General features: G+C 64.7%; 13 protein-coding genes and 2 pseudogenes. 1 reads left to right on the top strand and 14 read right to left on the bottom strand.

The window, feature by feature from the left end:
* Positions 1–149 precede the first annotated feature (149 nt).
* The 9 genes from B9N43_RS09525 to B9N43_RS09485 all read right to left on the bottom strand — a co-directional run bounded on the left by B9N43_RS09525 (position 150) and on the right by B9N43_RS09485 (position 8,257).
* On the bottom strand, positions 150–902 hold the full coding sequence (locus tag B9N43_RS09525) for an OST-HTH/LOTUS domain-containing protein (protein WP_023101518.1): 753 nt from the start codon (positions 900–902) through the stop codon (positions 150–152).
* Between the two features lie 238 nt (positions 903–1,140).
* Positions 1,141–2,334, bottom strand: coding sequence for an STY4528 family pathogenicity island replication protein (locus B9N43_RS09520; protein WP_145842005.1), 1,194 nt, complete (start codon positions 2,332–2,334; stop codon positions 1,141–1,143).
* Between the two features lie 2 nt (positions 2,335–2,336).
* Positions 2,337–2,897, bottom strand: a complete 561-nt coding sequence (locus B9N43_RS09515) for a DUF2857 domain-containing protein (RefSeq protein WP_004255086.1) — start codon at positions 2,895–2,897, stop codon at positions 2,337–2,339.
* A 17-nt stretch (positions 2,898–2,914) separates the two neighbouring features.
* Positions 2,915–4,573 (bottom strand): ParB family protein, encoded by a 1,659-nt coding sequence (locus tag B9N43_RS09510; protein ID WP_145842004.1) that lies wholly within the window; start codon positions 4,571–4,573, stop codon positions 2,915–2,917.
* Entirely contained in the window at positions 4,566–4,802 is a 237-nt protein-coding gene (locus tag B9N43_RS09505; RefSeq protein WP_062798518.1) for a hypothetical protein, read from the bottom strand. Before B9N43_RS09505 ends, B9N43_RS09510 begins: the two co-directional genes overlap by 8 nt.
* Positions 4,786–5,652: a ParA family protein gene (locus B9N43_RS09500; protein WP_062798520.1), complete on the bottom strand. Its 867-nt coding sequence runs from the start codon at positions 5,650–5,652 to the stop codon at positions 4,786–4,788. The genes B9N43_RS09505 and B9N43_RS09500 overlap by 17 nt, the downstream gene beginning before the upstream one ends.
* 40 nt (positions 5,653–5,692) lie before the next feature.
* Positions 5,693–5,911: an AlpA family transcriptional regulator gene (locus B9N43_RS09495; RefSeq protein WP_004255100.1), complete on the bottom strand. Its 219-nt coding sequence runs from the start codon at positions 5,909–5,911 to the stop codon at positions 5,693–5,695.
* A 124-nt stretch (positions 5,912–6,035) separates the two neighbouring features.
* On the bottom strand, positions 6,036–6,791 hold the full coding sequence (locus tag B9N43_RS09490; RefSeq protein WP_062798522.1) for a hypothetical protein: 756 nt from the start codon (positions 6,789–6,791) through the stop codon (positions 6,036–6,038).
* Between the two features lie 554 nt (positions 6,792–7,345).
* The gene (locus B9N43_RS09485) at positions 7,346–8,257 is read right to left on the bottom strand and encodes a LysR family transcriptional regulator (RefSeq protein ID WP_145842003.1); all 912 of its coding nucleotides are present in this window, start codon (positions 8,255–8,257) and stop codon (positions 7,346–7,348) included.
* A gap of 414 nt (positions 8,258–8,671) precedes the next feature.
* On the opposite strand from B9N43_RS09485, the pseudogene B9N43_RS09480 reads away from it, so the two are divergent.
* A pseudogene (locus tag B9N43_RS09480) lies at positions 8,672–9,194 on the top strand (LysR substrate-binding domain-containing protein); the annotation flags it as partial.
* A 76-nt stretch (positions 9,195–9,270) separates the two neighbouring features.
* On the opposite strand, the gene B9N43_RS09475 reads toward B9N43_RS09480, so the two are convergent.
* The 5 genes and pseudogenes from B9N43_RS09475 to B9N43_RS09455 all read right to left on the bottom strand — a co-directional run bounded on the left by B9N43_RS09475 (position 9,271) and on the right by B9N43_RS09455 (position 12,249).
* A complete protein-coding gene (locus tag B9N43_RS09475; RefSeq protein WP_062798526.1) occupies positions 9,271–9,744 on the bottom strand; it encodes a cytochrome c in 474 nt (157 codons plus the stop codon).
* A 48-nt stretch (positions 9,745–9,792) separates the two neighbouring features.
* Complete coding sequence (locus tag B9N43_RS09470; protein WP_043743378.1) at positions 9,793–10,989, bottom strand: lipid A deacylase LpxR family protein; 1,197 nt, start codon at positions 10,987–10,989, stop codon at positions 9,793–9,795.
* A pseudogene (locus tag B9N43_RS09465) lies at positions 10,986–11,420 on the bottom strand (LOG family protein); the annotation flags it as partial. The gene B9N43_RS09470 and the pseudogene B9N43_RS09465, both read right to left, overlap by 4 nt.
* Before the next feature lie 5 nt (positions 11,421–11,425).
* Positions 11,426–11,833, bottom strand: a complete 408-nt coding sequence (locus B9N43_RS09460; RefSeq protein ID WP_043743379.1) for a hypothetical protein — start codon at positions 11,831–11,833, stop codon at positions 11,426–11,428.
* A complete protein-coding gene (locus tag B9N43_RS09455) occupies positions 11,830–12,249 on the bottom strand; it encodes a hypothetical protein (RefSeq protein ID WP_004255135.1) in 420 nt (139 codons plus the stop codon). The genes B9N43_RS09460 and B9N43_RS09455 overlap by 4 nt, the downstream gene beginning before the upstream one ends.
* Positions 12,250–12,264 lie beyond the last annotated feature (15 nt).

The following is a 12,264-nucleotide window of genomic DNA, read 5'->3' as shown; positions in this document are numbered from 1 at the left end:
GCATCGGCCGGAAGGCTGTCAGTCAACAAACCGCAGCCCATGCGCGCCCGGTTTGTTCCGCGCGGAAGGCTGTGTGTGCCGGCTATCCCCTGGGGATAGCTCGGCGGATGTGTTCGCGGCTCGCGCGGAGGTGAGACCGCGTTGCGGGGCTATGCTTCGCGAGGTCTGTACCAGGCGGCCCGTTGCCCCTCCACCTCACGGTAGCGAAGCTCGAACAGGCGGCACTCATGCACCACCTGCCGCCAACTGCTGCAGCCGTACTTGGCTGGAAGCTGCTCGGGATGCCGGTCCGCGATCCAGCGGCCAGCGGCGGCGATGGGTGTCCAGCCCTCGACGGCCAACTGCGCGGCGGCCTCGCGCAGCGCGCGGACGATGCCGGCGGCCGGCCAGTCCACCGTGCCGTCCGGCGCGATGCCATTGACCACCAGGTCGTGGAACACATCCGACTGGACGAACTCCGCTGCCAGGCGCCGCGCCTGATCCATGTGCTCGGCCCAGCCGCGCAGCTGCTCGAAGTGTTGATCGATGCGCGTGTAGGCGGAACCGAGTTCGTCCTGTGCAACGCGGCACCCGTCCACGGTCCATAGATCGTGCTGATCGATGAAGTGGTGCACCAGAGTGTTGCGCAGCGATACCAGGTCTTTGAGGTCGGCCTGGGTGTTGGCGTAGTCCTGCGCAGACAGGCTCAGTTGCACGCGCGTGCGAAAGGAAATCACGTCGCCGGGAAGATCGTCGTCGCGTTCCTCGCCGCCATTTCCATCGGTGACGACATACGAACCAAACAGTTGTCCGACCAACGTGCCCAGGGTCTTGGTCGCGGCATCTTCAATCCGCGCTGCGCGAATGGCCTCCAGCGAATGCGCCGGGCCTGAAATCTCGTGGTGGGCCACGATGGCTTTCATGAGGCGCTCGTATTGTTGAAGGCGCAACAGGCATCTGCCCAGCAAGCGCTGAACGTCTTGCTGTAGTGGTTGCAGTGCGTTTGTGGCGGGGGAAGTCGTCATGTCCATCGTCGGCCGGGCTCGTGCGTGGCTGTCCTCGTCTGATTCACAGGCGACAGTTTCGCCTGTCATTCGGCGGGCGACAATCGAGCGCGGCGGAAAGATGTCTGTTCCAGCTATCCCCTGGGGATAGTCAACATCAGCGATCACGCAAGGCTTCTCGGAGCTGAGCCAGGTAGGCTCGTGCGACCTCGGGGTCAGCCGCACGGGATGCCGGCGGTGACGAGGGCGCAGGTGACGGGGGCGCTGGCGGTGCCGATGCACTTTCTCCGGCCCAGGCCTTGAACTCCCCGCGGATCGCCTTCTGGATGATGCCAAACAGGTAGCCGGCCGGGTTGCGTACCGCGCTGTTGTGGCAGCGTGCCGCCCACTCGTCGAGAACGGCCTGCCTCTGCGCCTCGTCCACCTGCTGCAGCGCCACCAGCGCGCCGGCCTGCTGCTCGTCCTTCAAGCGCAGGAAACGCTCGGGTAGCCGCAGGTTCTGCAAGGCCCTCGCGCGCGGTACTGTACGTACTTCATTTATACGATCATTACGTACTGTACGGTCCTCCTTCGGAATCCGAAGAGAGCCGTCCGGCGCGGGTTTCGGTCCTGCTTCGGATTCCGAAGACGGGCGCGCAGCATTCCGAAGAAGGGCTTCCTGGCCTTCTTCGGATTCGTGGTCCGCACCCTCCTGTGGATAACCTGGCGTCGTCCAGCCATGCAGCGCCATGCGCTGCGCCAGCACCTGCAAGCGGGTCGGCAATGTGCGGCCGCTGAGCAGCGGGTCTCCGGCAATCTCCTTGAGCGTGTTCATGCCCACGATCTGTACCGCCTTGGCGGCATGGGTCAGCGCCTGGCTGACCAGGCCGAGGTAGTCGGCATCGAGCTGCATCGCCTCGAAGGGCGACAGCGGTTCGTCGTGCAGCACGTAGAGGTTGCCTTGGATGCGGCCGGTCTTCGGGTCGCGCCGCCGCCGCGCCAGGCTGAGCCAGCGCGTCAGCCGCAGCAGCGTCAAGGCGCGCGCCACGGTCTCGTGCGAGGCTTGCGCCGCACAGGGCATGGACGCCAGATAGGGGCGGAGCTGGTCGTAGGTGGGAAAGGCGGTCACGCCGTCGTCGTTGAGCTGCAGGCGGAACACCTGCCAGGCGTTGCGCTCCAGCGGCGTCAGGCGCCGGTCGAGGAACAGCCTGCGCGGCACGCTCTCATGGCGGTTGCCGCTGTAGAGGAAACCGTCGGCGGCCGGCGCCGTGCCCTGCGCCGGTTCCTTCGGCTCAAGGTGCCGCAGCGCCTCGTCGAACAACGCCGACAGCGCAACCGGGCCATCGCGCCGTGATACGCTGCCCGTGGTCATGGCTACACCAGCCCCTGGTCGATCCAGTTCCGTATCGCCGACCAGATCACCGACATGGGCAGGGTCATGGCCTCGGCCAGGTCCATGGTCAGCGCCAGCATCGCCATGTCGTCGGTCAGGGCGATATGGCGCTCGGCGACGCCGGCCTTCCAGCGCTCCCACAAGGCCACGTCCTGCGCCTCATCAAGCACCGGATGCCGGCCCTTGCGCTTGGGCAGCCCGAGGATGTCACGGCGCAGCGCCACTTCCTGATGCGTGAGGCCGTAGAACTTGCTGACCATCTCCGTGCTCGCCCCCAGGCGCAGCATGCGGTCCACCGTGGCGATCTCCCGCTCCACGTCGTGCACCTGGCTCAGAAGCCGCTTCAATACCTCCCGGTTCACCGACACCGAACACCACGACACCGTGGCATTCACCAGCATGCTCACGAGCTCGGGGTGTTTCAGCGCATCCAGCTCCTCCTCGCCGAAGCCCATGGCCTTGCAGCGGCGCAACTGGCCGTTGCGCAGGTCATGCAGGGCCTGGGCGATCACGGCCTGGTTGAGCGGGTGCGGTGCCGACATACGGGAGCCTCCTGCGCTCAGGAATCCTGGCTCGCTACGCCGGCTTCCAGATCCAGCAGCCGGCGCGCCAGGCGCAGCAGACGGAACAGCTTCACCAGCGCAGCATCGCTCAGGCGTGTGGCCGAGCCGCCGTGGCCATGCAGCAGCGCCGCCAGCTCGTCGGCCAGCCGCGCGCGGTCCAATCCGTTCGCGGAGGGCGGAGCCGCACTCAGCACATGCAGCAGGGTCAGCACCGCCCGCGCGAACGCCGGCAGCGCCTTCGCCTGGCCCACAACCGGCGCCGCGCAGACGAAGCCGATGCCGCCGACGCTGGCCTCAATGTGGTCGGCGACCGCCGCTTCCTCGCCGATCTCGCGCGCGAACTGCGCGATGTGCACGCGCAGGCGATCCGGCACGTCCAGCCCCGGCTCGACGTACCAGACGTCCGAGATGGGATAGAGCCCGCCGACCTGCACGGGGATCGCACGCAACGCATCGGCCTCGAAGTCGGGCAGCTTGTCGCCGAGCTGGTCCGCGACCATCCGCTGGATGGACTGCAGGCGCTCGGTGGTCGGTGCCGGTGTCACGATGTGCCCCTGCAGGCGCTCTTCGCGTTCCCCGTGCTGGTCCTCCGGCGCTTCGGGCGATGCAGGCGGTGTCGCTGCTGGCGCCGAAGGCGCGACCGGCGTGGTGTCGCGCGGCACAGACGAGGCGGGTGGCTGCTGAGGCGCGGAGACCGGCGGGGGAGGATCAGCAGGCACGACAGGCGCTGCCGGTGGCGTCGGCGCCGCCGGTTCGCTGGTCAGCGCACGCTGGCGGCTTTCGCTGTCGTTGATCTCCAGCGCCAGCGTGTCGTAGTCCGCCTCCAGCAGCTCGGCCATCTGGCCGACCAGCTCGTCCTGCACCCGCTGCGGCGAGAAGTCGTCCGGCTGTGTGTCGAACTGCGTCAGCACGTCCTGAAACAAGGTGGCGAAGTCCACGGTCACGGTGCGGCCCAGCGCACGCCGCTCCCAGGTGCGCTCGCACGCCTTGCGCAGCACCGCGAGCCGGTCCACCTGATGCCGGCCCAATCCGCCGTACAACAGCGTCGGGATCGCCGGCAGCAGATAGCGCACCGCATCGTTCATGCGGCTGATGTGTGACTGCGGCACCGGATAGCCGTCGGCAGTCAGTCGCCGCGCGAGTTCGCTCTGCGACAGCGCCTGGCCGCTTTCCTGCTCGTAGAACTCGCGCGCCTTCTCGATGCCCAACGCCCGCTCGATGAAGGTCAGCCCGCCGCGCAGCTCGTTCTCGGCCAGATGCCCGGTCAGCGCCACGATTTCGCCGCGCGCCGGCCACGGGCGGAACACGCACGCAATGCGGAAGAAGCGCTCCTCCTTGGTCTCGCTCCACAACTCGCGCAAGATCGCCAGCCGCGTGTTGCCGCCGTTGCGAATGATGTAGTGCGCCTCGCCCGGCCTGCGCGTGATCGCGGGGGGAGCGTCCAGCCCGCGTTCGCGGATGGACGCCTTGATCTCCGCATAGGCCGGGTTGCGCGTCACGCGCGGGTCGTGGTCGTAGGGCCGCAACTGGTCCAGCGTCACCACCATCGGCGTGTCGGCGATGGGGTCGCTCAAGGTCGCGGCCGAAGGGCCGCTGCGCTCGAAGCCGGTGGCCAGCAGCTTGGCAGCCATGTCCTGCGGCGTCAGCTCAGCCACGGCCGTTCTCCTGCGCCGGCCGGTCGGCGCGGCGAAGTTGCGCGCGGGCATTACGGTCGGCACGGTGGTCGCTCGCCGTCGAGCTGGTGTAGATCGACGCGCAGCCTCGCTTCGTGAATTTCAGGTGCCCACCGGACGTGCGCACCACGCGCCAGCCTTCGCCCAGCGCGAACTCGATCAGCGCGCGCAGCCGTTCACGGCCGCGCGCCAGTTCATGCGCGCTCGCCATGGCCGGCCCCTCCCGCATCGGCCCGGCCGGAGACCAGCGCGAAGCGCTCCCGCCACGCGGGGAACAGCTCGCCGGCCAGCGTGCGCATGGTCTCCAGCGCCGCGGGTGCCGTGCGCCCCGCCGGCTGCCGGTATTCCACCCGATGCACCGGCAATCCTCGTGTCGCAGCGCGCGGATAGGCTTCGATGGCCGGCACGTCGGTGCCCAGCACCTGCACGCCGGCCTGTTCCTGGAACACCTGTCGCAGCGCCTGCTGGACCAGCCGCGCGTTCGACGACACCGGATGCACACGGTTGATGAGCAGACGCAGCGGCGGCGGCTCGATGCCCAGGTGCCGATACGGCGCGATGTCCTCGATCAGTTGCAGCGTGCCGCGCCGCAGCTCGCGCGCCGCGAGGATCTCCGGCGTCACCGGCGACAGCGCCAGGTCGGACGCCAGCACCGCCATCTCCAGCAGCACGCTGCGCGCGCCCTGGGTGTCGACCAGCAGCAAGTCATAGTGCGTGCGGAAGACGGGAAGCAAATGGCGCAGTCGCAGGCGCCCATCCGGTGCGTGCAGCAGCAGCGTGTTCAGTTCGCCGCGGTCGTCGTTGGAGAGCACCAGGTCCAGGCCCGCGATCGCGGTGCGCGACACCAGTTGCTCGATGCGCCGCTCGTTGAAGGCCAGCATCTCGTAGATGCCGCCGGGCGCGCGCACGTCCAGCGTGAAGTAGCTCGACAGCGTGGGCTGCACGTCCAGGTCCAGCAGCAGCACGCGCAGCCCGGCATCGGCGATGAAGCCGCCCAGGTTGGCGGCCGTCGTGGTCTTGCCCACGCCGCCTTTGGTCGAAATGATGGACACCACCTGCATGAGCTTCTCCTCGTCGAATGGCATGAACCGAGAAGAAGCGTCAGGCGCGTTCTTTGAGGCGATCGGCGATCCACTGTTCGATCTCCACCGAGTCCCAGCCCACCGCGCGCACGCCCAGGCGCAGCGCCTTGGGGAACTTGCCTTCCTTCATCAGGCTGTAGATGTGCGCGCGCTTGAAGCCGGTCTTGGCTTCGACCTCGGCGCGGCGCAGGATGCGGTGCTCGGGCGGCAAGGCCGGCGCGATGGTCTGCGAAGACATGAGAGGCACTCCTTGACGCTCGATGGCGTTGTTCAGAAAGTGCCTCGCATTCCATATGCTGCTGCTGCGAGATTCACTGCAACTGCATAACACGCAACTGCAATTGCAGTCTGCTGTTACAGGCTCAGCGCGATGCCTCCAGGTGGCGACGCGCCTGTGCCAGCTTGCTCCACAGCGTCCGCTCGCTGATGCCGGGCCGACCTTCATGGTGGGCCAGTAGTGCACTGATCACCGCATCCATGTTGCGGAAGGACGAGTAGGCAGAGCCCGCCGGGGACTTGCCCAACAGCAATGTCAGCAGGCCGCCAATGATGTTCAAGTAAGTCGATTCGCTGCGCAGGCCCGGTTCACTCGTATCGCCCTCACGAATGCTAATGGCATGCTCCTTCGCCAACGCTTCGTGCTGTGCCTTCAGCGCCGCATGTAGTTGTGCGAGTTCGGCAAGCTGCAGCTTGGCGGCCTCGCGATCGGCCAGCAACACGTTCAGCATGGCGACGCTCACCGCAGGATGCAGTTCGCGCTCGATGCCGTCGAACAGGAATGGAGGCCGCTCACCGGGGTAGTAATGCGACATCCACGCCTTCAGGGCGACGTGGCGCACGATCAACGCAGGATCGTCGAGTGCGGGGCGCTGAGATTCCTGCGCCATGCCTGCCTTGCCGTAAGAAAGTTCATCGTGTGCCAATGCGTCGAAGATGCGCTCGGAGAAAAGGCGCAGCAAGGGCCAGCGCGGAAAATCGTTCGGCTCAGGCATGGCACGTGGCCCGAGCGTTTCCAGAATCCGCGGCTCAAAGCGCAACAGTCCCGCCCAACGGACGGCCGCCTCGATCGGGCGGTAGTAGATCCTGGCGCCAAAGGCAAGGCAACTCGATTTCTCCATGTCGCGTGCGTCCCATCGTCGGATCGAACTCTGGCAGACGCGCACCGCCCAAGTGGGCGAGGCGATTGCCCAGAAATCCGGATGAAGCGCAGGGCCGGCCGGGATCGTGGAAGGAAGCGTTGCATCGGCGCTGACGGCCGGCCAAGGGCGAACTACATCTTGCTACGCTTGAAACTCCTCAACCATGATGCGGGCGCTTTGCCTTTGGACCGGCACGCGGCTTGGTGGTCGCGCTCCCCTGGAGTCAAGCATGGGTGCCGCGCTTTACCCGAAACCTGGTCAAAGTTTTCCGTAGGAATTCCAACGGCGTAAAGTGCCAATGCGTCAACGGGATGAGCCGGTTTGCAACCAGCAAAAGCTCATGCGTTCCGCGTCAGTGAAATGACCGCGGCGGCGAGCCCGCAGGCGAGTGCCGGAGTACGGAAGGGCGCAGCAATTGCGTCGAAACTGGAATCAGTACAGCGCATGAGCCATGCCGATCGGGTCAGTCGCAAGACCAAAGATGAATCGCGCAATCCGAGAAAACTAGCCGCGCACCTTCCGATAGATCCGCGTCAGATCGCGCGTGATGTGCTTGCGTCCTGATGACATATACGTTCGGCGCGTTCGATGAACCGCTGCAACGGCTCCGTCATGCCACCCTCGGTTCGTAACAGATAGGTGGTTATCGATGCGCTCTGACCGGCCAACGGGCGGACAACAACATCCGCCGGCTGGCAAGTTGCCAAGTGCGCGGCAGTGGAAAAACCTAGCCCGTACCCTGCGGCCACCAACGTCAGCATCAGCCCGTGAGAAGCGGCATACTCAGCCACAATCGGTTGGACATCGACAGAGCGGAACAGTCGTTCGCTCTGCCGACCGCAACCTTGGCATGCCCGTGGATCACAAAGTACCAGCGGATAGCTCACCACTTCCTGCAACGGCACTTCCTTGAAGGCTACAAGCGGGTGCCGTGCGGGCAGGATCACTACCAAGGGGTCGGCCCACAGCGGCTCAGCAATGATCCCGTCCTCCACTTCATTGACCATTGCAAAGCCGGCGTCGAACAGATCTGCGTTCAGCCCCTGCACGAGTTCGGTCAGCGGTACTTCGGAGAGCCGGATGTTTACCTGCGGCGACTCTTCGCGGCACAGCGCAAGCAGTGCTGATAGCCTCGCCCGTCCTATGTCTCTCGACAGCGCGATTCGCAAAATGCCCTGAGAACCGGAGGCAGCAGCCTTCGCGCTGGCCACTGCCTGCTCAACGCTCAACATGACGCGGCGGGCGTCGTCGAGGAAGACTCGCCCTGCCCAAGTCAGGGTTGCGCCCCGCGGCGTGCGACTGAGCAACGTCACGCCTAGAGTTGTCTCCAACTTGCGGATCGTGCGTGATAGGGGAGATTGTTCTATATGCAGCCGCCTAGCGGCTCGACCGAAGTGCAGTTCCTCGGCTACAGCAATGAAGCAGCGAAGATGACGTAAGTTCATGCGCAGTCCCTCGTGACGTGACCAGTCCTTATGATCGTAGGGAGCCGCATGCGTGCGGAGATGAGACCGGCATGTCTTGCAGCGGCTGCCGTCGCCGGCTCACAGCACGCGGGCAATGGTGTCCGGAGTTATTGCAACGCTGCTTGAACGCGGGCGGCGATCATGGCGGATGGCTAGCTAGAGCACTCGCGCCAGCGCGCCTCGGCTAGTCTTCTGTGGCCGCAGCGACCCGAGGAAGACAGTCGCGGCGTCTTACGTCACTCCCCGAGGGCGAGCGATTTGGTCTGTCGACACGGGCGGCGGCGCAGCGTCTGAAGTTCGCGCCAGCGGGCATCGCGCCGGATGAACTGTCGATGGGCATGTTCGGCGAATTCGAGATCGCCACCTGTAACCGCGCTGCTGAAGCACTGCGGCCGGAGCAGTCGCAGCAAGCGGCTGACGCGGGCGGACAAGCAATTCCTGCAACATGTGCCGCGCATCTTCACTGCCTTGCAGCAAGCCCGCGACAGCGTGAGGGGAGCGGCCAACGGCTTTCACGGTCAGCAACGCATTACGCTGTCCGATGGCATCACCCCGTCGCGCTTGCCGACCTTGCTGGCGCTATGCGGGCAGGAGGAGCCCGACGTCGAGTTGCGCCTGCTCGAGGTGTCACTGTCGCAGCAAATCAAGGGGCTGCATGGCGATCTGTATGACCTAGGGCCCAGTCTGGTGAAGTGGGTGACGACATCGTGGCCAAGGCGCTTTGGAGCGCCCCCCTCATGGTCGCGGCGCCGGCATGGCATCCGCTGCTCAAGCACAAACGTATCTCACTGGACGAGGTGCTGCGTTATCCGCTGGTGCTGGTGACCCACATGCATACGGGAGTCATGCACGTCAGATCCAACGAGTGCTGCCGCGGGTGAAGCAGGAACCCGTGATCGCTGCACGGGTGGCTTCCTGGGAACCTGAAACGCGTCGAGGTATATTGATTGGACAGAAGCTAGTCTTCCGTCAACAGGTGTAGCCATCCCTTGCTAGCGGCTTCCATAGAACTTTTCCACGAACGGGCGACGGTAACTCTGGTGGCAGGCTAGGCAGCTTTGCTGGGTTTTGGAGAAAGCCGCGATGACTGCTTGGCCGTCATTCCGCTGTGCAGCCTCGCCCATGGCGGTCGCGGCCTCATGCACCTGTCCATCCAGACCCCGAAACTTTCCAGCGTCTGCCCCAAGCCAGGCAAGGATGCGCATCTTTTCCGACATGGGCGGCTCGGCATGCTTGGCGATTCGTGGTGCTAGCTCGGCGACCAGTGGCCAGTCTTCTTTGGAGATCGCGCCCGTGACGGCTTGCATGTCGCGCCCGAGTCTTTCCATTATGGTACGAAGCGCCATTGGCTTTGCCGCCTCTACGGACTGCGCACCGAGTGCCGTGGCGAAGGTTGCCAAGAGCACGGACAGCGAGACGGTGAAGAACGATCTGGGTTTCAAGGGCTGGTTCACGAATTTCTCCATTGATGTTGTGACGAATGCTTTGGGTCTAACGAATGGTTGCAGGTGTCCTCAAAATTCCAGACTCAGCGCGATCGATCCGAATGCATGATGGCCCGCCTGCTGGTCGAACTCGCGGGTTCTCCAAACGCGCATCACGGCAAGCCGCACGCCACGTCCAGCAACGATCCATTGGCTGCTGATGCCGAGAGCTGCTTGCACGACCCAAGGCCGCCGGCTGACATGATGGCTATGCCGGAACATGTTTCCGTCGAGTGAGAAGTCCCAGGCGACGGCTCTACCCTCCAGGTTCAGGAAGACATGTGCCCCAGGTTTGGGCGCCAGGACCGATTGCGGCGTTGTCGTGCGCAGATCGGCAACACCAGAGGGCGGGCGGTTCTCCGCGCCAGGGCGAATCGGATAGCTGCCGAAGTCGTTCGGTATGTTCCAGCCCGCGCGAAACTCCACGCCGGTACTGGCGGCGGTTTCGATGTTTCCGACCCGCAGGGCATAGCTGCCGATCACGTCGCTGCCCCATCCAGGGCGGACCGCACCCTCCGTGTACGGCTTGAACTTGCGCTCCATGGCCATCTGAAACGCCGGCTCGTTGCGCAACTGGTTGTCCCAGCCGCGAAAGCGCTCAATGCCGCGTACCCGGTGCACAAGGTCCTGAGACTGTTCGGCCAGCGACCAGGGGCCGATCACGCCCAGGGTCAACTCACGCACGTCAAGCATTTCGTAACTGGCGGCTTGCGGATGGATGCGGCGATTCCAAGCCAAACCCAGGTAGAGCAAACCAGCGTACGGTCGGTCATCTGGAATCACATCGGTGCGCGTCTTGTTCTCGGGCGTGTACATGGCTTGGCCAAAGCGCACAACGAGGTTTTGCGATGACGAGTGGGCGCCGGCATCGTCCCAGAAGCCGGGATCGGCCCAGCCGATGAAGCGAGCGTACAAACCGATCGGCTGGGGCAGGCACTCCGGACGGAGCCCGCCTTGCAGATCGCGTGAGACTGCTGTTAGCGCGACACCGTTGGTGTAGTTGCGATCGGAGCCGGTGAACAAGTCGTTCTCCAGACGCAGGGTGCCGCCCCGCCAGCGCAGGGATTGCTCTGGCGAGCAGGAGGAAGTATTTGTAGAGAGCGAGACTTCGGAACCGAAAGCGGAAATCGGGCTGAACAATGCACCCGTAATCAACAAGGTGACGCACTGCATCGCCTGCACCTTGGTGTAGCGCAGGCTCCAGCGATACCCGTCGATGCCAATCATGTTGCCCCATCGCCTGCTGCGCTGGTGACGTAAAAGCGTTCGAGGGCACTGACGATTTCCTCTGCTTCGTCTACGCAGGTGAACAAGTCGAGATCGGATGGAGAGACATAGCCTTCGTCGAGCAGAAGGTCGAAATCAACTACGCGACGCCAAAATGCACGGCCGACCAGCACCACCGGAATACGCTGCATCTTTCCGGTCTGGATCAAGGCGAGCACCTCGAACAGCTCATCGAGCGTTCCATAGCCACCGGGGAAGGCCACCAAGCCCTTGGCGTGCAACAAGAAGTGCATCTTGCGCAGCGCAAAACAGTGGCATCGGAACGCCAAATCCGGGCACATGTAGGGGTTGGGTGCCTGTTCGTGGGGCAGCGTGATGTTGAGGCCAATCGAACGTGCGCCAACCTCGAAAGCACCGTGGTTGGCTGCTTGGCTCTTCACGGTTTTCCTACGGGGCCGTCGCCCATCCCGCGCCCTCCGCCCCTGGCCTGTATTGATGCCTGCGCGACCTCCTTGGCCTTTTCCTGCAGATCGTCGCTAGCCTTGGTGTTGAGGAGCCCGGCGCCGGAAAAATCCGGCTTGGGCGGCGATGCAGGCACACTCCGATCTCTAAGACGCTGATACAGCGCCCAGTGAGCCGCACCAGCCGACCCGCATTGCGATTCCGCGTCACTGATCGCCGGAGCCGCGGATACATTTCCATCCTCCTGTGCCTCCCCCGTGACGAAGCTCATGACGACACCGCCGTCATGATCTTGCGCTGGGGAAGGCGGCGCGGCCATGGCGCTGGCGACCAATGCCAAACCGAGCCACAGCACGGTGGCGAGATGCTTCTTCAGGTTCATTTCATATCTCTCGCCGATATGGCGGGTTGCCCGCGCGACAGGCCGTGCCAGGAAATGGCTGCGATCGCCACCCACACCAGCGTTCGGAAGCTCATCGCGATGACCGTGCGCATTTCATAGGCCCCGCCGGCATAGCCGTGCGCGCCGAATGCCGCAAGGGCAAATGCAGTCGCTGCGGCGATGACGACGGCCAGCCACACCGCCCAGCGATGCCGCAGCCACAGTCCAGCGCCAGCGATGACGTAGGCGAAGCCGGCCAGAAAGTTGAACCAGAGCACGAACGGCACGAAGTTCCCGGCAGAGGCTTGCGCCGCTTCTCCACCGAACAGGATCGCGCCGCCTTCCTTGATGGTCAGCAGACCGAACCCGACCGCGATCAGGGACATGGCCCGGATGAGAAATCCGCGCTGCTGCATGGGTCCTCGCATAGT

Origin of the sequence: Denitratisoma sp. DHT3, from assembly GCF_007833355.1 — a bacterium.
GTDB lineage: Bacteria > Pseudomonadota > Gammaproteobacteria > Burkholderiales > Rhodocyclaceae > Denitratisoma.
This window is presented reverse-complemented; position numbering and strand designations above follow the sequence as displayed.